13 protein-coding genes and 2 pseudogenes are annotated in these 19,969 nt (G+C 71.0%); 9 read left to right on the top strand and 6 right to left on the bottom strand.

Annotated elements, in window-relative coordinates; all coding sequences use genetic code 11:
* Positions 1-33: 33 nt before the first annotated feature.
* The 3 genes and pseudogenes from rlmN (at position 34) to ABT336_RS13430 (ending at position 2,794) form a co-directional block, all read left to right on the top strand.
* Complete coding sequence (gene rlmN / locus ABT336_RS13435) at positions 34-1,182, top strand: dual-specificity RNA methyltransferase RlmN (RefSeq protein WP_350896838.1); 1,149 nt, start codon at positions 34-36, stop codon at positions 1,180-1,182.
* 31 nt (positions 1,183-1,213) lie between these two features.
* Positions 1,214-1,459 (top strand): annotated as a pseudogene (locus tag ABT336_RS27520) (DivIVA domain-containing protein); the annotation flags it as partial.
* A 231-nt stretch (positions 1,460-1,690) separates the two neighbouring features.
* Positions 1,691-2,794, top strand: a complete 1,104-nt coding sequence (locus ABT336_RS13430; protein WP_502891174.1) for a DivIVA domain-containing protein — start codon at positions 1,691-1,693, stop codon at positions 2,792-2,794.
* Between the two features lie 144 nt (positions 2,795-2,938).
* On the opposite strand, the gene ABT336_RS13425 is transcribed toward ABT336_RS13430, so the two are convergent.
* The gene (locus tag ABT336_RS13425; RefSeq protein ID WP_350896836.1) at positions 2,939-3,160 is read right to left on the bottom strand and encodes a DUF2631 domain-containing protein; all 222 of its coding nucleotides are present in this window, start codon (positions 3,158-3,160) and stop codon (positions 2,939-2,941) included.
* Positions 3,161-3,396: 236 nt separating this feature from the next.
* Between ABT336_RS13425 and ABT336_RS13420 the strand changes: the two genes are divergently transcribed.
* Together ABT336_RS13420 and ABT336_RS13415 are read left to right on the top strand one after the other, a co-directional pair.
* A complete protein-coding gene (locus ABT336_RS13420) occupies positions 3,397-4,968 on the top strand; it encodes a Rieske 2Fe-2S domain-containing protein (RefSeq protein WP_350896834.1) in 1,572 nt (523 codons plus the stop codon).
* A 183-nt stretch (positions 4,969-5,151) separates the two neighbouring features.
* On the top strand, positions 5,152-6,135 hold the full coding sequence (locus ABT336_RS13415) for a pyridoxamine 5'-phosphate oxidase family protein (protein ID WP_350896833.1): 984 nt from the start codon (positions 5,152-5,154) through the stop codon (positions 6,133-6,135).
* 166 nt (positions 6,136-6,301) lie between these two features.
* Here the strand turns inward: ABT336_RS13415 and ABT336_RS13410 are convergent, their stop codons facing one another.
* On the bottom strand, positions 6,302-7,897 hold the full coding sequence (locus ABT336_RS13410; protein ID WP_350896832.1) for a phytoene desaturase family protein: 1,596 nt from the start codon (positions 7,895-7,897) through the stop codon (positions 6,302-6,304).
* A 407-nt stretch (positions 7,898-8,304) separates the two neighbouring features.
* Between ABT336_RS13410 and ABT336_RS13405 the strand changes: the two genes are divergently transcribed.
* Together ABT336_RS13405 and ABT336_RS13400 are read left to right on the top strand one after the other, a co-directional pair.
* Entirely contained in the window at positions 8,305-10,536 is a 2,232-nt protein-coding gene (locus tag ABT336_RS13405; RefSeq protein ID WP_350896831.1) for an MMPL family transporter, read from the top strand.
* Between the two features lie 63 nt (positions 10,537-10,599).
* On the top strand, positions 10,600-11,760 hold the full coding sequence (locus tag ABT336_RS13400; RefSeq protein WP_350896830.1) for an alkaline phosphatase PhoX: 1,161 nt from the start codon (positions 10,600-10,602) through the stop codon (positions 11,758-11,760).
* Here the strand turns inward: ABT336_RS13400 and ABT336_RS13395 are convergent.
* A complete protein-coding gene (locus ABT336_RS13395; protein ID WP_350896828.1) occupies positions 11,730-12,614 on the bottom strand; it encodes a YhjD/YihY/BrkB family envelope integrity protein in 885 nt (294 codons plus the stop codon). The genes ABT336_RS13400 and ABT336_RS13395 overlap by 31 nt on opposite strands.
* 51 nt (positions 12,615-12,665) lie before the next feature.
* Between ABT336_RS13395 and ABT336_RS13390 the strand changes: the two genes are divergently transcribed.
* Positions 12,666-13,214 carry a GNAT family N-acetyltransferase gene (locus tag ABT336_RS13390; protein ID WP_350896827.1) on the top strand — a complete coding sequence of 183 codons (549 nt, stop codon included), beginning with the start codon at positions 12,666-12,668 and terminating at the stop codon, positions 13,212-13,214.
* Between the two features lie 152 nt (positions 13,215-13,366).
* Here ABT336_RS13390 and ABT336_RS13385 read toward each other — a convergent pair whose 3' ends face one another.
* The 3 genes from ABT336_RS13385 to ABT336_RS13375 all read right to left on the bottom strand — a co-directional run bounded on the left by ABT336_RS13385 (position 13,367) and on the right by ABT336_RS13375 (position 18,661).
* The gene (locus ABT336_RS13385; RefSeq protein ID WP_350896826.1) at positions 13,367-13,810 is read right to left on the bottom strand and encodes a hypothetical protein; all 444 of its coding nucleotides are present in this window, start codon (positions 13,808-13,810) and stop codon (positions 13,367-13,369) included.
* Positions 13,811-14,936: 1,126 nt separating this feature from the next.
* On the bottom strand, positions 14,937-15,314 hold the full coding sequence (locus ABT336_RS13380; protein WP_350896825.1) for a hypothetical protein: 378 nt from the start codon (positions 15,312-15,314) through the stop codon (positions 14,937-14,939).
* A gap of 155 nt (positions 15,315-15,469) precedes the next feature.
* Positions 15,470-18,661: an FG-GAP-like repeat-containing protein gene (locus ABT336_RS13375; RefSeq protein WP_350896824.1), complete on the bottom strand. Its 3,192-nt coding sequence runs from the start codon at positions 18,659-18,661 to the stop codon at positions 15,470-15,472.
* 448 nt (positions 18,662-19,109) lie between these two features.
* Between ABT336_RS13375 and ABT336_RS13370 the strand changes: the two are divergent.
* Positions 19,110-19,969: pseudogene (locus ABT336_RS13370) on the top strand (sugar-binding protein); the annotation flags it as partial.

Raw genomic sequence — 19,969 nt, 5'->3', positions numbered from 1 at the left:
GTCCGGGCCGCGACGTGGGAGACTGGACGTGCCATGACGAGTCTGCCCTTGATCCCCGTCACGTCGGACGCTCCGGCCCGCCGCGCCGCGATGCCGCCCCGCCACCTCGCCGACCTCGACCTCGCCGGCCGCCAGGCGGCGGTCACCGAGCTGGGGGAGCCGGCCTTCCGGGCCCGACAGCTCTCCACCCACTACTTCGGTCGCCTGGTGCGGGACCCGGAACAGATGACCGACCTGCCTGCCGCCGGTCGGGCTCGGCTGGCCGGGGAACTGATGCCCACCCTGCTCACCGCGGTTCGCGAGTTGGCCTGCGACGACGGTGCGACCCGCAAGGCCCTGTGGCGGCTGCACGACGGCGCCCTGGTGGAGAGCGTCCTGATGGGCTACCCCGACCGGGTCACCGTCTGCATCTCCAGCCAGGCCGGATGCGGCATGGCCTGCCCGTTCTGCGCCACCGGCCAGGCCGGGTTGACCCGTAACCTCTCCACCGCCGAGATCGTCGACCAGGCCGTCTACCTGGCCGGGGTGGCCGCCTCCGGTGCGGTGGCCGGCTCACCGTCCCGGCTCTCGCACGTCGTCTTCATGGGCATGGGTGAGCCGCTGGCCAACTACTCCCGGGTGGTGGGGGCGATCCGACGACTGATCGCGCCGCCGCCGGAGGGCCTCGGGTTGTCCCAACGGCACATCACCGTCTCCACCGTGGGCCTGGTCCCCGCCATCCACCGCCTGGCCAGCGAAGACCTCGGGGTGACCCTTGCGTTGTCCCTGCATGCGCCCGATGATGATCTGCGCGACGAGCTCGTGCCGGTCAACCAGCGCTGGAAGGTGGCCGAGGTGCTGGAGGCTGCGTGGGAGTACGCGGAGCGGACCGGCCGGCGGGTGTCGATCGAGTACGCGATGATCAAAGAAGTGAACGACCAGCCGTGGCGGGCCGACCTGCTCGGCCGGTTGTTGGCGGGGAGGCGGACCCACGTCAACCTCATCCCGTTGAACCCCACTCCGGGCAGCCGGTGGGACGCCAGTCCCAAGCCGGTGGAGCGGGAGTTCGTCCGGCGGCTCCGCGCGGCGGGCGTCTCCACCACCGTGCGGGACACCCGGGGCCAGGAGATCGACGGAGCGTGTGGGCAACTCGCCGCCGCCGAGGACACGGAGACCGAGCCGCCGCGGGAGGCGACGGCGTGACCGGGCTCAGCGAACAGGACCAGGAGACATAGTGGCGAGTCAGGGTCAGCGGTTCCGGCGCAAGGCGCTTCGCCGCGGTTACAAGGTCGATGAGGTCGACGCCTTCCTCGACCGGGTGGAAGCCACCCTCGACGGCCAGCCGGTCGGTGCCCCGGTGGCGTCGCAGGAGGTCCACGACGTCGTCTTCCGGGTCCGGTTCAACGGCTACGACGAATGGCAGGTGGACCTGCACCTGGACCGGGTCGAACGGCAGTTGGCCGAGCTGGAGGAGCGCGGCGACGCCGCGAACCGGGACGCGGAGACCCGGATCACCGACCGGGTCCTCCCGGACCGCGACCGGATGGTCCCGCGCGACCGGACGAGCCCTCCCGACCGTCAGGGTCCCCCGGACCGGATAGCCGCCGCAGGCCGGATGGGTCCGCCTGACCGGATGGGTCCCTCGGACCGGATGGGTCCGCCGGATCGGGACCGGATGGGTCCTCCCGATCGTCAGGGTCTCCCCGACCGGATGGGTCCCGGGGATCGGATGGGTCCGCCCGACCGGATGGGTCCCGGGGATCGGATGGGTCCGCCCGACCGGATGGGTCCCGGGGATCGGATGGGTCCGCCCGACCGGATGGGTCCGCCGCCAGATCGGGACCGGATGGGTCCGCCCGACCGGATGGGTCCGCCGCCGGATCGGGACCGGATGGGTCCCCCCGACCGGATGGGTCCGCCTGACCGCATGGGTCCCCCTGATCGGATGGGTGCCCCCGACCGGATGGGTGCCCCCGACCGGATGGGTCCGCCGGACCGGGACCGGATGGGTCCGCCGCCCCGCGACGACCGGGGTCTGCCGCCCGGCGCGCCGTCGATGCCCCCCCGGGCGCTGCCGGCGCAGTCCGGCCCGCCACCCGAGCGGTACGGCCGGTACGAGGAGTCGACCGGAGCCTTCGCCGGTGGGTACGAGCCGCAGCGCGGTGGGTACGAGCCGCCCCGGGCTCCGACGGGTCCGGGTCCGGGTGGACCGGGTGCGCCGATCGGCCACGGCGGTCCGCCGCCTCGTGGTCTGCCGGCCGGTCCGACCGGGTACGACCAGGACGAGTCCCGCTTCGACTCGTACGGTCCGGGGGAGTCCCGGTACGACGGGTACGGGTCGGACGAGTCCCGCTTCGACGGCTTCGCCGCCGGTCGACACGGGCGGCCGGACATGACCGCCGAGATCCACATGCCGGAGCGTGAGATGCGAGGGCGGGGCCCGGGTGGCCCGCCGCCGCAGCAGCCGCAGATCGCCGGTCCGCCGGCGGGCGGCCCACCCCCGGCCGGCCCCGGTGCCGGTGGTCCGCCTGCGGTGGCCGGTCCGCCGATGGCCGGTCCCCCCGGCAGCGACCTCTACCAGGTCGACCAGATCCGGCGCAGTTTCCAGGTGCGCCGCTTCGGCAGCGGGTACGACCCGGACCAGGTGGACCACTTCTTCGAGAGTCTGCTCAGCGGGATGGCCGGTCGTGGCCCGATGCCGGTGAACCCGAAGGACCTGGACACCCTCCGGTTCGGCCTGGTGCAGGGGGGCTACTTCGAGGCCGAGGTCGACGAGGCCCTGAAGAACGTGCAGGACATCCTCTTCGGCCGCTGACCCCACCCCTGTCGCCCACCGGGAAGACCCCCACGTGACGCCGACGGCCCGCCCCGATGATCATCGGGGCGGGCCGTCGGGCATTGCGACTCCGGCCGGTCGGGTCGGTTCGGGCGGGCCGCCCGGGCGCGAACGGAACCCGGGTCAGGACCGCAGACCGTTGCGGCGCAGCACCACGTCGCCGATCACGATGCCCAGCAGCAGGACGGCCAGTCCGACCAGCCAGAGATCCTCGACCCTGCCCTCGTGGTTTCCGCACAGCATGGAGAGCAGCGCCAACGCGGTGACCACCGCGCCGATCCGCCCGGCCTTGCGGTGTCCGGGCTTGTGCTGATCTGGCGACGTCACCGGCTCACTTCCAGCCACTGTCGGTCCTTCCTCGCGATCGGATCTCCGGTTAGTCTGGCACGCCCCGTGTCGGCGTCGGTGCGGGGTCCGCCCTGATGGTGCCCGTGGACCTTGGGCGGGGGCCCCGACGAGCTGCTGCCGAAGGTCCCGTGCCGGTGGGGCGGAGGGCACTACCGGCGTCGCGGGTGGGTGGCGACACTGCCTCCGGTAGCGTTCTGGCGTACGCCTTGATTGCCTTGTTAGGGAGAACTGCGGTGCGAGTGACCGGTACGGGACATGCCAGCATGCGGATCGACACCCCTGCGGGCAGCATCCTGTGCGACCCGTGGGTGAACCCTGCGTACTTCGCCTCGTGGTTCCCCTTCCCGGACAACTCCCTGCTCGACTGGGAGACCCTCGGCCAGGTCGACTACCTGTACGTGTCGCACCTGCACCGGGACCACTTCGACGCGGCGCACCTCAAGCGGTACGTCTCGAAGGACGCCACGGTCCTGCTGCCCGAGTTCCCCACCTCGGAGATGGCCGACGAGCTGCGGGAGTTGGGGTTCACGAAGTTCCTGAAGGCGCCCAACGAGCAGGTGGTGGAGCTCGACGGCGGGCTCAAGATCATGATCCAGGCGTTGACCAGCCCCACCGACGGCCCGATCGGCGACTCCTCCCTCTGGGTGGAGTACGACGGGGTGCGGCTGCTCAACCAGAACGACGCCCGCCCCACCGACCTGAGCATCTTCGCCGAGCTGGGTCACGTGCACGCCCACCTGCTCCAGTTCTCCGGCGCGATCTGGTACCCGATGGTCTACGAGCTGCCGCAGGCGGCGAAGTCCGCGTTCGGCAAGCAGAAGCGGGAACGGCAGTTCGACCGGACCTGGCGCTACATCGACGACCTCAAGGCCGACAACGTCTTCCCGATCGCCGGCCCGCCGTGTTTCCTCGACGACGAGCTGTGGCAGTTCAACGACATCCACGGCGACGAGGGGAACATCTTCCCCGACCAGTCGGTCTTCCTGTCCGAGTACGCGAAGGTGGGCGGCACGAACGGGATCGTCCTGCTGCCGGGCAGCGTCGCGGAGGTCACCACCTCCGGCGCGACCACCATCCACCCGCAGCCGGTCGAGGAGTTCTTCGCGAACAAGGTCGCCCACCTGGAAGAGATGCGTGAGCGTAAGCGGCCGGTCATCGAGGCGGAGAAGGCATCCTGGCGGCACCCGGAGATCGACGTGCTCAAGGAGCTGAAGCAGCGGGTCGAGCCGCTGCTGGAGGAGTCGATCTACCTGGCCAAGGGGGTCGGCGGCCCGGTCCGCTTCGACCTGGTCGGCTACGACGGCGAGAGCGTCGAGTCGATCGTTGTGGACTTCCCGGGCAAGCAGGTCAGGCCGTACGCCGACGAGAAGGTCCGGTACCGGTTCCGGACCGAGCGGGCGCTCGTGGAGCACCTGCTGCACATCGGCGAGGTGGACTGGGTGAACTCCCTCTTCCTGTCCTGCCGGTTCTCCGCCGCCCGGATCGGCCAGTACAACGAGTTCGTGTACGCCTTCTTCAAGTGCCTGTCCACCGAGCGTCTCCAGTACGCCGAGGGCTGGTACGACGAGCACGAGCGGTCCGTCGACGCCGAGGACATCACCCTCGGTGACTGGACGGTCCAGCGCCGGTGCCCGCACCTGAAGGCGGACCTGAGCCGGTTCGGCATCGTCGACGGTGACCAGCTCACCTGTCAGCTGCACGGCTGGAGGTTCGACCTGCCGTCGGGCCGCTGCCTGACCAGCGTCGGCCACAAGGTCCGCGCGCACCGGGTCGGCGAGACGCCGGAGGCCGCCGAGGCCTCGTAGGCGTCACCGACGTCGAGCCGGGTCACCGACATACCCGGCATCGAGCCGGGTCACCGCTTCTCTCGGCATCGGGCGGGTTCACTGACTTGTCCGGCATCGAGCGGGATCACTGACTTGTCCGGCATCGAGCGGGATCACTGACTTGTCCGGCATCGAGCCGGGTCACTGATTACGATGCTGGCCATGCAGCATCCCTTTGGCGCCGTCGTGTCCGATTCCGCGCTCGGCGCGGCGATCTCCGCCTACCGCACCTGTGAGCTGGCCACCCTCGCCAAGGACGGGACACCGGTCGCCTGGCCGACCTCCGGACTGCTGCGCCCGGACGGCACGATCATGGTCACCACCTCGTTGGGGTACCCGCAGAAGGCCTTCAACGTCCGCCGCGATCCCCGGGTGGCGCTGCTCTTCTCCGACCCCACCGCCAGTGGGCTGGACCAGCCGGAGCAGATCCTGGTACGCGGCACGGCGGACTGCCCCGACCAGGTGCACACCGAGCCGACCGGGGACCTGGGCGCCTTCTGGGCCCAGATGTTCCGGCGCCAGCCGGTCAGCCGCAGGTACCTCGACTGGCCGGCGACCATGTTCACCGACTTCTACTTCATGCGGTTGCTCATCACCGTCACCCCGACCGAGGTGACCACCCGTCCGCTGCCGACCACCACCGTCACCCCGGCCGAGGTGACCACCCGTCCGCTGCCGACCACCACCGACACTGCGCCCGTCGGGGGTAGCTCGCTGGTCGGCGCGGAGGTGGTGGCGGCGTACCCGAGTGTGGTGTTGGCGGCCCGGGACGCCGCCGGGGCGCCGCTGCTGGTGCGGACCACCGCGACCGTCGGCGCGGACGGCTACCGGGTGCGGGTGCCGGAGGGGCTCGACCCGGCCGAGGGGCCGGCCTCCCTGCTGGTCCACCGGCACGACGCGGAGCTGTCGAGCCTGCACAACGCCAACGTGCGCGGTGAGCTGGGGCACGATGCCGACGGCTGGATCCTGCACCCCCGGCGACTGGTCGAGCCGGCAGCCCGGCACAAGCCCGGCCCGACGGACCAACTGCGCACGATCCGCACCCTCCGGGCTGCCACCCGCCGTTACCTGCGCCGACGCGGCTGGTCGCGCCCGACCGTCCCCTGGGCGGCCTACCGCGCCCTCCGCCCCGACACCGACCACTGATCCCAGACCGCTGCTTCCGACCGCTGACCGGCGGCTTCTGCAACGTTGATCAAGGGGTTTGCGTCACGGATCCGAATTCTGCTGACGCAAACCCCTTGATCAACATCGGGAACCGGGCGGGGTGGGGGCGGGGTGGGGGGCCAGGGAGGGTCAGGGGGTCAGGGGGTCAGGGGTGCAGGTCGGTGAGGATGCGGCGGGCGGCGTTGTGGCCGGCGGCTCCGATGACGCTGCCTGCCGGGTGGCAGCCGGCGCTGCCCGCGTACACCCCGGGGATTCCGGTGGCGTACGGCATCCGGTCGGCGAAGGAGACCGTGTTGTCGACGTGGTGGATGTGCCCCCCGGTGATGCCGAAGTGGGCCTCGATCCCGGGCGGGGTCAGGGGCACCGCGTCGGCGATCAGGTCCCCGGTGCCCGGGGCGTACCGCTCGACGATCCCCACCAGGTGCTCCACGTACCCGGGCAGGGCCTCCTCCCAGGTGGTGCCCGCCGGCTCGTAGGGGACCGACTGGACGAACAGGGCCGAGGAGTGGTGCCCCTCGGCGTCCCGTAACGAGGGGTCGACTGTGGTGTGCAGGTACCACTCGATCGTCGGTTCGGCGGGCAGTTGCCCGGCGCGTACCTGCTCCCACATTCCCCGCAGGGCGGCCATCGGGGGCTCGCCCGCGCCCCCGACCAGGCTGGTCGAGCCGGGGAGCAGGTGGATCGTGGAGCCGAAGGGGCTGGGGGCCTCCCGGGGCAGGCAGGAGAAGCGGGGTAGCCCGGTCAGGGCCAGGTTGACCTTCAGGGTGGTGCCGGTGCGCCGGACCCCCGCCATCCGCTCGGTCAGCTCCGCCGGGAGGGCCCCCTCGGGCAGCAACCCCATCAGCCGGTACGGGTCGCAGGCCCCCAGCACCACCGGTGCGGTGACCTGCCGGCCGTCGGCGAGGACCACCCCCTCGGCGGCTCCCTGCGCCAGGGTGATGGCGGTGACCGGGGTACCCGTGAGGATGGTGGCCCCGGCGGCGCGGGCGGCCTCGGCGAAGGTCCCGGAAACGGTCCCCATGCCCCCCTGCGCGATCATCCAGGTCCCGTCCGCCCCGGGCAGGCGGCACATGTTGTGCACGAGAAAGTTGTGACCCGTCCCCGGGTCGTCGGGGCCGGCGGTGAGCCCGGAGAGGCCGTCGGTGACCGTGTACATGCTGACCAGCAGCTCGGAGCGGAACCCGAAGCGGTCCAGGTAGTCGGCGACGGAGCCCCGGACCAGGTCCAGGAAGACCTGCCGCAGGGCGGGGCGCAGGTAACGCTCGGCGGTCTCCGCCACCGGCAGGGGCTCGGCCAGCCAGGCCGGGGCGAGATCCTCCCGAAGGGCCGCCAGTTCGGTCTGCATGGCCTCGTCGGCGGCGAGGTCGGCGGGGGAGAAGAACTCCGCGAGCTGGGCCCGGGTCGCCGCCCGGTCGCTCCCCATCAGCAGGTACGGCGAACCGGGGCCCCCGGGGGTGGGCAGGAAGTAGTGAGGGTCCCGGCGCAGCACCGGGATCCGCACGTCGAGGGTGGCGAGCAGTTCGGGGGGCATCAGCCCGAGCAGGTACGACCCGGTGGAGTGGGCCAGCCCGGGGACCTTCGGGAAGGGACGCTCGGTGCGGGTGGCCCCACCGATCACCTCGGCCGCCTCCAGGACCACCACCTTCAGCCCGGCCCGGGCCAGCAGGACGGCGGAGACCAGTCCGTTGTGCCCGGCCCCGACGATCACCACGTCGGCCCGGGCGGGCAGCTCACCACTCATACCCCGGCAGCCTAGCCCCGCCCCAGCACCCCCGAACCCCCCTCAGCACCCCTCCCTCCCCCTCCCCCTCCCCCTCCCGCCCCACCCCCCGCGCCCCCCGCCCCCTCCCCGCCCCATCCCCCCTCGCCGCGTTGATCAAGGGGTTTGCGTCAACAGGGGCTGGATCCGTGACGCAAACCCCTTGATCACCGCGGCGAATCGGGTGAAGCGGGGGGGCGGGGCGGGCAGAGGGGGAGGCGGGGGCAGAGGGGGAGGCGGGGGCAGAGGGGGAGGTTTGGGGGAGGTGGGCATTGAGGGGAATGGGTGGTGCCTGTCGGTGGGGGCGGGGGCCTTCCTTACGGTATGCGTGAAGAAGGTGCCCTTCCTTACCCCGGGGCGCCTCGTGGTCGTTGGGGAGGAAGCCGCACATGTTCGCCTGGTGGGGACGGGTGGTGGTACGCGCGCGGTGGGCCGTACTGGCCGCTGCGGTGGCCCTGGTGGTGCTCGGGTCCACCTGGGGGGTGGGAGTGTTCGGGCAGCTCAGCGGGGGTGGGTTCGACGATCCGGCCAGTGAGTCGAGCCGGGCGGCGGAGCGGATCGCCACCGAGCTGGGGCCCCAGGGGGCGGACCTGATCGTGCTCTGGTCCGCCCGGGAGAACGGGGAAGGCGAGGAAGGCGGGGACGGGTACACGTCGGGCGGGACCGTGGAGGATCCGGCCTTTCGGGACCCGGTGACCGCCACCGTCGCCGGGCTGCGCGAGCAGCCTTCGGTGGCCAGCGTCACCACCTGGTACGACACCCAGGCGCCGGCCCTGGTCTCGACCGACCGGCGGGCCACCTACGCCCTGGTGCAGCTGAATCCTCGGGACGAGGACGGCAAGCTCGCCGCGTACGAGGAGCTGCGCCCCCAGTTGAACGCCCCCGGCCTGCGTACCCAGGTGGGCGGGGCGGTGGCCTTCCTGGAGACGGTGAACACCCAGACCACCCGGGACATCCTCCGGGCCGAACTGATCAGCATGCCGATCCTGCTGGTGCTGCTGGTGCTGATCTTCGGTGGTCTGATCGCGGCCTCGATGCCCCTGCTGGTCGGCGGGCTGGCCATCCTCGGGGCGTTCGTCGCCGTCCGGGTGGTCAACCTCTTCACCGACGTGTCGATCTTCGCGATCAACGTGATCACCCTGATCGGGCTGGGAATGGCTGTCGACTACTCCCTGTTCGTGGTGAGCCGGTTCCGGGAGGAGGTGGCCGCCGGGCGCGGCACCTCCGCCGCCATCGCCCGCACCATGGTCACCGCCGGGCGGACCGTGCTGGTCTCCGGGCTCACCATCGCCCTGGCCATGGCCAGCCTGTTGATCTTCCCCCAGCCCTTCCTGCGCTCCATCGCCCTGGGTGGAATGGCCGCCGTCCTGGTCGCCATGCTGGGGGCGCTGACCGTACTGCCGGCCCTGCTGGTGGTGCTGGGTCGCCGGATCGACGCCCTGCGGGTGCCCCTGCCCTGGCGACGCAAGGGGCCGGCCCGCCCGCCCGAGCCGGGTAAGGGAGCCTGGGCCCGGATCGCGCACAGCGTGATGCGCCGCCCGGTGCCGTACCTGCTGGGGGTCACGATTCTGCTGTTGGCCCTGGCCACCCCCACCCTGCGGATGGAGTTCGGCGGGGTCGACGAGCGGGTCCTGCCGACCAGCGCCGCCCCCCGGCAGGTGGCCGAGCGGATCGCCGACGACTTCCCCGGCGGCAGTGTCGCCCCGATCGACGTCCTCGTCTCCGGCGCGTCCCCGGAGACCGTCCAGACCTTCACCGCCCGGGTCGCGCAGGTGCCGGGGGTGACCGGGGTGACCCCCACCGCCAACCGGGGGGAGTCGACACTGCTCGCGGTGAGCTACGCGGGCGAGCCCACCGGCGACGAGGCCCACGACGTGGTACGGGCGCTGCGGGCCCTGCCCGCCCCCGACGACGCGGAGGTGCTGGTCGGTGGGCGACCGGCCGCCGACCGGGACCTCCTGGACAGCCTCGTGGAGCGGCTGCCGTGGATGGCGGTCCTGATGGCGGTCGCCATCCTGATCCTGCTCTTCCTGGCCTTCGGGTCGGTGCTGCTGCCGATCAAGGCGGTGCTGATGAACCTCGTCTCGATCGGGGCGTCGTTCGGCGTGGTCGTCTGGGTGTTCCAGGACGGACACCTGGCCGACCTGCTGCGCTTCACCCCCACCGGGTTCATCGAACCGACGAATCCGATCCTCATGCTCGCTGTGCTGTTCGGTCTCGCCACCGACTACGAGGTGTTCCTGCTGTCCCGGGTCCGGGAGGAGTGGGACCGGACCGGGGACAACACCGCCTCGGTCGCCGCGGGCCTGCAGTACACCGGGCGGATCATCACCGCCGCCGCGCTGCTGCTGATCGTCGTGGTCGCCGGGTTCGCCACCGGCGGGATGACCTACCTGAAGCTGATCGGCATCGGGATGATCGTGGCGATCGTGGTCGACGCCACCCTGGTCCGCATCCTGCTGGTGCCCGCGACGATGCGACTGATGGGCCGGTGGAACTGGTGGGCACCGGGACCGTTGGGTCGGGTCTACCGCCGGTGGGGCATCCGCGAGGCCACCGACGAGGAACTGGACACGATTCCCGGCGGCCCGGGGGAGCCGCACTCCACGCTCAACCGATAGTGGAGGTGATCGATACCCGGCGGACCTATAGTCGGCCGGGTATCGACACATCGGGAGGAATCCATGGATCGTCGTACCGTGCTGCGCGCCTCAGTCATCGGCGCGGGCACCGCCGCCTTCTCCGGGGCGCTGTGGCAGCAGGCTTTCGCCGCCACCGCCCAACCCGGCCCCAGCCCGTACGGGCCGCTGCTCGCCGCCGACGCCAACGGCATCCAACTACCCGCCGGCTTCACCAGCCGGGTGGTGGCCCGCTCCTCGGAGCCGGTCGCCGGCACCTCGTACGTCTGGCATCCGGCACCCGACGGCGGGGCCTGTTTCCCCTCCGGCACGGGCTGGATCTACGTGTCCAACTCGGAGGTCCTCCAGCGGGGTGGGGTCTCGGCGATCCGGTTCGCCGCCGACGGGTCGATCACCTCGGCGTACCGGATTCTCGACGCAACCAACTGGAACTGCGCCGGTGGCGCGACCCCGTGGGGCACCTGGCTGTCCTGTGAGGAGACACCCTTCGGGCGGGTCTTCGAGACCTGGCCGGAGGGGAACCGCCCGGCCGAGGTGCGGCTCGCGATGGGGCGCTTCACCCACGAGGCCGCCGCCTGCGACTCGGACCGGGAGGTCATCTACCTGACCGAGGACCGGGCCGACGGCTGCTTCTACCGGTTCGTCCCGGAGACCTGGGGTGACCTGCGGACCGGTCAACTCCAGGTGCTGTGCGCCCCGGAGGAGCAGACCAGCGGGCCGGTGACGTGGGTCGACATCCCCGACCGCGACGGCGTCCCGGTGCCCACCCGCAGCCAGGTGGAGGGGGCCAAGCCGTTCTTCGGCGGCGAGGGATGCTGGTACGACAGGGGCGTCTGCTACTTCACCACCCAGGGCGACAACCGGGTGTGGGCGTACGACGCGGTCAACGAGACCATCGACCTGGCGTACGACGACGACCTCGTCCCGGCCGGCACCGCGCCCCTGACCGGGGTCGACAACATCACCGGATCCGGCGGCGGGGACCTGTACGTCGCCGAGGACGGCGGTGACATGGAGATCAACGTCATCACGCCGACCGGGGTGGTAGCCCCGTTCCTCCGGATCCTCGGGCAGGACACCTCGGAGATTGCCGGCCCGGCGTTCTCCCCGGACGGTCAGCGGTTCTACTTCTCCTCCCAGCGTGGCACGGCAGGGGTCAACGGCGGAGGCATCACCTACGAGGTGACCGGGCCCTTCCGGGCCTGACCGGCGGTCGGGGTGGCGTCGGCTCCGGCTCGCCGGGCCCGCCACCCGGACAGCGCCAGGGTGGCGGAGTAGCCGGCGAGCACGATCACGTGGAACAGGTACAACCACAACAGCACCGCCACCCCGGCGCCGATCTCGTCGAACCCGCCGAAGGGGATCCCCAGGTCCAGCGGCAGGGAGCAGAAGAGCACGAAACCGTGCAGGAAACCGGAGAGGTTCGCCGCGGTGAACGACCCGACGCCCAGCGCGGAGAGCCAGTCCGGGGAGGCCGGGCCGACCACCCGGAACACCCAGAGCAGGACCGGGGTGAGCACCAGCCACACCCCCAGGAACGACAACACGATGCCGCCGAACCCGATCCACCCGCCCTGCCGGACCAGCCCGGTGGTGGTGGGCAGGGCGAGCAGGATGCTGAACAGCAGGGCGGGTGCCGGGGCGAGCAGGGGGAGCAGCAGCAGCCGTCCCCGCCAGCCGACCAGGGACTCGTCGGGGTTGGGCGGCTTGGCCACCGACACGAACGCCCGGCGCAGCCCCTCGCCGTAGAGCGACGCCGGGAGCAGGGCCGCCAGGGCCAACAGCGGGGTCAACTCCACCCCCGCGTCGACCAGCGCCTCCACCGCCCGGGGCGCACCGATCGCGTCCGGCAACGTCTCCACGGCGTACGAGGCGAGCCGGCGTACCCGGTCCGCCCCGGCGGCCAGCCCGGTCAACCAGATGGCCAGCAGTGCCACCGGGACCACGGCGATCGCCGAGTAGAAGGTGATCGCGGCGGCGTGCAGCGACAGGTCCCGTCCGCGTACCGGCCGGAAGGCGGCACTGGTGATCCGTTTCGCCCGCTGCCATCCGCTACCCATGGCGATTCTCTTCCCCGTACCCTCTTGCGGCACGCATTACGATCCGGGTTCATGACGATCGTCTCCACCGACCGGCTCGTTGTGCGTAACTGGACCGAGGCCCCTGCGGATCTGGCCCGGTTCTTCGACATGTACTCCCGGCCCGAGGTGGCCCGTTTCCTGGCCAGCCCCGGCCTGCCCCTGGTCGACCCGGCGCAGGCCGTCGAACAGGTGACCAGGTGGCGACGACGCCACGCCGACAGCGGGGACCGGTACGGCACTTGGGCCGTCGAGCTGCGGGAGACCGGTCTCGTCGTGGGCACCGTACTGGTGCATCCGCTTCCCGGACGGGACGCCACTCGGCTCACCGACGACATCGAGGTGGGATGGCACCTGCACCCTGACTCGTGGGGCCGGGGGTACGCCACGGAGGCTGCCCGAGTCCTCGTCGACCGGGAACTGGCCCTCGGCACCCCGCTGGTGCACGCTGTGGTCCACCCGGAGAACAGCGCCTCCATGGCGGTGGCGCGTCGACTCGGCATGACCCACGTCGGTCGGCGCACCGACTGGTACGGCGGCGAGGAGTTGGAGACGTTCGTCCGGCACCGGACGGAGAACTGAGGCTGGTGGGCTCGCCTGACGACTGATGACCGGAGCCCGGTGACCGTCGCTGCCACCGGACTCCCTCAGAAGGGCAGCGCCCTGCCGTCGACTATCCGATTCCGTGCCTCATCGGTCGACGTCACCGCGACCTGCTGACCCCTCGTGCCCGGTCATCTGACCCGGTGCAGTACGCGGTGCTCGTAGTCCTGCAGGTGGTCGTGGTGCTCGTGGTTGTCGAACTGCCTGCAGGGTTGGCTGCGGTCCTTGCACGGGTGACTGTCGTCCTTGCAGGGGTGGGTGTCGTCCTTCTCTTCTTGACGGCGGTAACTGACGATCGCCGAGACCCGCAGGGCTGCGACCTCACCCGGTGACAACGGCCGGCCGCTGCTGCTCGCGGCGGCCAACGCCCGGCGGGCCTCCGCGTACAACGGTGATCCCTGCAGGCCGTGGTCGTTGAGGATGCCCAGCACCTGGTTGATGGCGGCGATGTTGCTGACCCGTTCGATAGCCTCCCGGGCCTGCTGCTGGTCTGGTGCGACGCGGGGATTTTTCGTATTCCTGTGTGCGTCGTCACCGCTACGTTCTCGGTGCTGCATGCTGTAGTAGACGGTCATTCCTGGGCCTCCCGGAAGGTAGGTGTGTGGACGTGCGCCTCACCTACGGCCCGTCCCCACCAGCGGTTCAGAGAGAACCAGCACGAAATGTGTGTCCCAGGTCATTACAAATGAGACTGTCTGACACAAAATTCACCGATGTCGCATTCGTGACCGGCCTCACCGACAATGCGACATGAACGGGGTTGTCTAGCGGGCCGCCCGCCCAGCTCGCCCCCTTTCCCGCGACCCGACCCGACCTGGCCCGACCCGGCCCACCCGGCCGAAGCGGAGGTGGGAACGTAGCGGCGGGTTGGCCCCTGGCCCCGGCGGAGGTGGGAACGTAGCGGCGGCGAGTCGCCCGGACGCGGCGCCGGCGTCGCCTCGGTGCCTCAGGCGTCCGGTGTGGCGGTGTCGCCCTGGGTCTGGTCGCGGGGGTCTGGTGTGGCGGTGTCGCCCTGGGTCTGGTCTGGTTCGGCGGTGTCGCCTTGGGTCTCGTCGGGCGGGGTCGGGTGCGGCGCTACCGCCCTGGGCCTTGTCGTAGCTCCGCCCGTCGGCATGGTCGCGGCTCCGACACCAACCCTCTCCTCGGGCCTGGTCACAGGTCTGTCAGGGGTGTCGCGACGGCCGCTCGCACGCCCGGCAGGGGTGGTGCTTCGGACACTGTCGAGCTGCCCCCATGAACGGGGCGGTCCAACTGATCGTTGCCTCCTCGCCCCCCTGGCCCGCTGGCCTGCTGGCCCTCTGCGTCCACTGGCCCTCGCTGCCGCTGCCGCTGCCGCTGCCGCTGCCGATTCGGGTCGCCGTACTTCGGCCTTTCGGATTTCTGTCGCGGTATCCCCGTTCGTCGGAGGTTGCCGCCGGATCCGAGTTTGTCGGGGAGTCGCTGGTGGCGGTTTCGGGCGGACGATCGGAAGGATGGTTCAGTAGCGGCGTTGCTTGTGGAGTCGTGAAGACCGTTGTTGATCGGGTGACGTTCCATCTTGGTTCCCCGGTGGGCCAGATGTGTGTACACGATGGGGAGGGGACGGCCGGTACTAACGACGAAGCCCGGTGGACCGGAGGGTCGGCACCGGGCTTCGTCGTCGACGAGAGCGAGGGTCGGAGTCAGCGGTTCCTCGTCGGTCGAGGAGAGCGAGGTTCCGAGTCAGAGGGTTCGATGCTGGGTCGGGGTTTCTTCGAGGGACGGGTCGAGGTGCTCGACGGGGGGACTCGGTCGGCTCTCCTGGCTTTCGACCCGGTCCTCCCGGGTGGCGGCGGCGACGCGTACCGCTGCGATCTGGCTGGTCGCGACGGGCTGGCCGTTCGCGGCCAGGTCCCGCTTGCGGCGGGCCTCCGCGTATTCAGGTGTGCCGACGAGGTGGTCCTCTTCCAGGTCGCTGATGACGCTGTCGAGGGCGGCGGCGGTCTTCTGCTGCTCGATGACGTTCTGCATCTGCGGGTCGTCGGCCTCGAAATGGATACCGCCGGCCTTACGGCGGGTCTCGTCCTCGGTGGGCACCGGGTGTTCGATGGGCATCGACATTTTTCCAGCCTCCGTCGGTGGTCGGTCGGTCGTCGGTAGTCGGCAGTCGGGTGTGGTGCCGACTACGGACGGAGGTGGCGGCTGGTTCGGCGGCGTACGACATGGATCGTGTGCCGAATCCCATGGCATGAACTGTGCCGACAGTGGGTAGCGGGTCAGCCGAAGGATTTCATTCCGTTCCAGTCTGCTCCCAACACCACCTTGACCGGGGTCCCGGTGTTGGTGCGGGACGGGTAGTAGAGGCGGATCTGCCCGTCGGAGGCGAACCGGGCCCAGAAGTCCGGCACTCCGTCGCCGTTGACGTCGGGGATGGCGATCAGCGCGTTGATGTTCGCCTCCGACCAGCCGGTGCCGTACGAGACGTCACCGTCGCGGGAGGCGGCTGCCTGCTTGAGCGAGTTCAGGTCGACGCTTCCGGTGACCGGGCCGGGACGGCCGTGCCGGACGTACATGTTGCCGTTGTCCAGGTTGCGCCAGAGCAGGTCCGGGGTGCCGTCCTGGTCGACGTCGGCGACGTTGACCACCTCCCGGCGCGCCCAGGCGGTGCCCTCCATCAGGGTCGCCTCCTGGAAGCTGGCCCCGGTGTAGCCGGACAGCGCCCACATGGCGGTGCCGGCCCTGACGAACAGGTCGGGCAGCCCGTCGCCGGTGACGTCACCGATCGCCTTGATCTGCGTCCAGGTGGCCGGGTCGGGGACGTCGGCGGGGAGGAGGATCCGCAGCCGTCTGTCGACGTCGAAGCTGCCGTACCCGTCGCCGGGGTAGAGCCAGAACCGACCGTCGGGGGTACGGGCGAACAGGTCGGTGGAGCCGTCACCCGGGTACGCGTCGGCGTACTTGGTGATCAGGGCGGCCTTCCCGGTGCCCGGGTCGAACCAGTGGCCGGACGGGTTCAGGACGTTGCCCTTCGTGTACGACCCGGCGAGCCACGAGTACAACTCCCCGCCCTCGTCGCCGACGTAGTTGCGCAGGTTTCCGGTGGTGTCGACCAGGAGCAGGTCGGGAATCCCGTCACCGGTGGTGTCCGCGGGCTGGTCGGCGATGTCCCGGGGCGGGACGTAGAACGTGTAGTCGGTACGGAGACTGCGGTTGCCGACCGTGTCGAAGGCGTAGACGTGCAGGGTGACCGGCCCGGAGTGTCGGGGTGCCAGGTTCGGCACCTCGGCGACCCCGTTCGTGGCCGGGATGTGGGTGATCCCCACGCTCTCGTAGGAGTAGCTGAACTGGGTGGCCCCCTCGGCGGTGAACCGGATCGGGCCGGTCTCGCCGAACTTCCGGGTGGACCAGGTGGCCCCGTCCGGGGTCGCCTCCAACCACACGGTGCTGGTGACCGTCGGGGCGGGCGGTGCCGAGGCGTCGATGGTGAACCGGCAGGGTTCGCTGCCGGGCGGGTAGTACGACGAGTTGGCGTTCGAGTGGTCCTCGGCGCGGACGTCCCAGGAGTAGGTGGCCTGATCGACCAGGGCGCTGGCCTGGATCGTCAGGGTGGCGTAGCCGTTGTGGTCGGGGGTGACGAGGGTGCCGGCGGGGACCGTCGTGCCGGTCCGCCACCACCGGAAACGCAGGCTCCTGAGGTTGCCGTTGGCGTCCTTGCCGGTGGCCGAGAGGGTGATCGCGGTACGGGCGATGGTGACCCCGGCACCGGGGCCGGGCACACAGTTGCCGCCGGGCATGTTCCTCCCGCCCGTCGGCTCGTTCGGCGGGGTGTTGTGGACGACTGTCATCTCGGCGCTGTTGGCCCGGAACTTGCGCCAGGTGAGGGTGTCGGACTCGCTGGTGGCGCGCATCCCCAGGGTGATGCTCGCCCAGCCCTTGTCGGCGGCCTCCTGGGCGGCGTTGATGACGTTGAAGCTGACGTAGTCACGGTTGCAGTTCGAGCCGTACCCGTGGGCGAAGGACCGGCGCTGCTGGAGGGTCCGCCACTCGGGCTGCTTGTTCCAGGTGGTGCTGGAGGAGATGGCGCCGGTGAGCCAGAGTTGCATTTCCCGGTTGGTGCAGGACCAGGAGTGGGTGTTCTCCACCCGGAAGGTGGCCGAGCTGACGGTGGTGCCCTTGATCTTGGCGTCGTACTGCATCCGCCAGAAGGACCGGGTCAGCAGGGGGGTCTGCTGTTCGTAGCCGACCCGGGCGTCGGAGGTGCCGGTGTTGAAGTTGGTGCTGTAGAAGGTGTTCGTGTTCGGGTGCTGCCGCAGGACGGTGGCCCAGGACTGCATCCGGCTGTGCAGGGTCGGGTCGAGGAAGAGCGGGAAGACCGCCTCGGAATCGGTGAGCAGACCGGTGGCGGCGGCGTCGAGGTGCAGTCGGGCCTCGCCGGTGCGGTCGCCGTCGAGACGGGTGGGCATCGGCGCCTGCCGGGCACCGGGCTCGGGTCCACCGAGGCCGGAGAGCTGGAGCACGTCGGCGGTGGTGGCCACCGAGGTCCGGGGCGCGACCTCCGGGGAGGCGGGTTCCCGTCCGGCGGAGTCCCAGGCGGCGGGGGTGGGGATCGAGCTGACCTCCTTCCCGGTCTCCGGGTCGAGGATCCTGACCCCGCCGGTGGCGGCGTTGTGTTCGAAGACCGCCGTGGTGGAGCGGAGCCCGTAGGTCAGGGAGGTGACGGCGTCGGTGGTGGCCGGGAGGTTGTTCTTGACGATCAGCAACTGCCCGAAGCCGCCCTCCTCGCGGGCGACGACGAGCAGGTCCACTCCGGGGCGTACCTCGGGGTAGAGGGCACGGGGACCGTCGAGGACAGGCTCCGGCAGCGGGCCGGGCCAGAGGTAGCCGACGGTGTGCTCGCCGACCTCCACCTCGGCCAGGACGGACTCGGTGGGGTCGCCCTGGGGGGAGGTCCGGGCGACCGGGACGATCCGGAGGGACTGGGTGGTCCCGTCCCGCTTCCGGTCCTCGGCCGGTCGGTCGGCCGCGACGGTGCCGCCGGAGAAGCGGACCTCGTCGGGGGCGTTCACCGGTCGGACGTCCAGACCGCCGGGGGTCCGTGCGGTCCGGGTCAGGGTGGTGTCGATCGGTGCCCATCCACCGGTGTCGGTCTTCAGTCGGCGGGGCAGGGCCGAGATCGTGGTCCGCAGCTGCCCGTCGGGAAGCGCCCACGTCTGGGACGTCTCGGTGGTGGCGGTCTCCACCGCCACCTCCTGCCCGGTCCGCAGCGCCTCGGCCACCGCTGTCGCCTGGTCCTTCTCGACGGCGGCCGGTGCCGCCTCGGTGACCCGGTCCCGCCCGGCGCGGGGGTCGGCGGTTCGCAGCCAGTACGGCAACGAGGTCGCCAGCAGGGCGGCGACCAGGAAACCCAGGGTGCACAACAGCCGGGTGCGCGTACGCACGAAGGGTTTGAGCAGGCGTGGCGCGGTCACGGCGGTCTACTCCCGTGGGGGCCGGCGGGACAGGGGAGGCAACGACGATCAGCCCCTTCCGGCAGCGCCGGGGGGCCGATCGCGGGCACACGATCCCATGTCGACGTTTGGTTGCGTTAGGACCCGGAGGTTTACCAATCCGTGATGATCACGGATCGGTGATCGATGGTTACGCCCGTGAGATCGATCTTATGCACCTTTTGCGGTACGTGATCTAAGGGCTAAATCAGCATTAGTTCACTGTGGTGGACAGTTCCGGTGTGCGGGCATGGGTGAGTGTTCGCCGGTGACGTAGATCACGACCAATCGTCGGCGGCTACTGAAAGTGATCTTGAGTTACCGGGCGTGGTGGTCGACAGTGCTCGGACGCACGCCGTGTTTGACGTGCGCCGTCACGGCTCTCGCCGTGGCTCTTCCTCCGTCTTCGCGCCTGGGTGGGAGTCGACGTATGCCTGGAATCGGTTTGCTGCCCCGACGGCGGCCCGGCCGACCCGACCCGGCGACTGCGGGCCGCCTCCCGTGGTCCCGTACCCGGACCACCATCGCCCTGGCGCTCTCCTCCACCCTCCTGGTCACCCTCGTCCCCGCCGAGGCGTGGGCGGTACCCGGACCGGGGATGAGCCGGACCGGGATGCCGGTCGAGCTGCCGGAGATCCCGACGATGGTGCACGTCGACCGGGACACCGACGCCGTCTCCGAGTTGACCACCGGAGCCGAGGTCCCGGCGGTCCCGTACGAGCCGCAGGCCGTCGACCCCTGGCAGGAGGGCACCGGCACCGTCGACCTCACCGCCGCCGCTCCCGGAGTTTCCCTGCCGGTGGAGGACCTCCCGGTGGCGCTCGGCGTACCGGAGGGGGGTGACGCGGCCGACCTGGCCGGAACCTGGACCGTCGACCTGGCCGCGCCGGAGGCCTCCCAGGCAGCCGGGGTCGCCGGTCTGATCATGAAGGTCACGCCCCCGGCCACCGCCGACCCGGCCGCCGAGGTGGCGCTGAGCGTCGACTACACCCCCTTCGCCGACCTGTACGGCCCCCAGGCCGCTGACCGGTTCGGCCTGATGCTGCTCCCGGACTGCGTCTTCGACGACCCCGACGGCGGGGACTGCGCCACCGACGAGGGCGGGGCGGCCCCGCTGCGGGTGGCCCCCTTCTCGGCACCCGGTCAGGGCGCCGAGGCGGTCGTCACCAGCGAGGTGGAACTGGTCGCAGCCGACGAGGCACCCACCGACGCCGAGGACGACGAGCCGGTCCGCCGGATCGTCAACGGCAGTGTCTCGGTGGCCGCCCTGCTCGCCGGCCAGGACGTCCC

This window comes from Micromonospora sp. NPDC000207 (assembly GCF_040300925.1).
Lineage (GTDB): Bacteria > Actinomycetota > Actinomycetes > Mycobacteriales > Micromonosporaceae > Micromonospora.
This window is presented reverse-complemented; position numbering and strand designations above follow the sequence as displayed.

Excerpts from the sequence above, each read along its gene's own strand:
- ABT336_RS13405 (WP_350896831.1), top strand. The coding sequence starts at position 8,305 with ATGTTCGCCTGGTGGGGACGGGTGGTGGTACGCGCGCGGTGGGCCGTA.
- ABT336_RS13390 (WP_350896827.1), top strand. The coding sequence starts at position 12,666 with ATGACGATCGTCTCCACCGACCGGCTCGTTGTGCGTAACTGGACCGAG.
- ABT336_RS13395 (WP_350896828.1), bottom strand. The coding sequence starts at position 12,614 with ATGGGTAGCGGATGGCAGCGGGCGAAACGGATCACCAGTGCCGCCTTC.
- ABT336_RS13415 (WP_350896833.1), top strand. The coding sequence starts at position 5,152 with ATGCAGCATCCCTTTGGCGCCGTCGTGTCCGATTCCGCGCTCGGCGCG.
- ABT336_RS13430 (WP_502891174.1), top strand. The coding sequence starts at position 1,691 with ATGGGTCCCGGGGATCGGATGGGTCCGCCCGACCGGATGGGTCCCGGG.
- ABT336_RS13410 (WP_350896832.1), bottom strand. The coding sequence starts at position 7,897 with ATGAGTGGTGAGCTGCCCGCCCGGGCCGACGTGGTGATCGTCGGGGCC.
- ABT336_RS13380 (WP_350896825.1), bottom strand. The coding sequence starts at position 15,314 with ATGTCGATGCCCATCGAACACCCGGTGCCCACCGAGGACGAGACCCGC.
- ABT336_RS13400 (WP_350896830.1), top strand. The coding sequence starts at position 10,600 with ATGGATCGTCGTACCGTGCTGCGCGCCTCAGTCATCGGCGCGGGCACC.
- rlmN (WP_350896838.1), top strand. The coding sequence starts at position 34 with ATGACGAGTCTGCCCTTGATCCCCGTCACGTCGGACGCTCCGGCCCGC.
- ABT336_RS13385 (WP_350896826.1), bottom strand. The coding sequence starts at position 13,810 with ATGACCGTCTACTACAGCATGCAGCACCGAGAACGTAGCGGTGACGAC.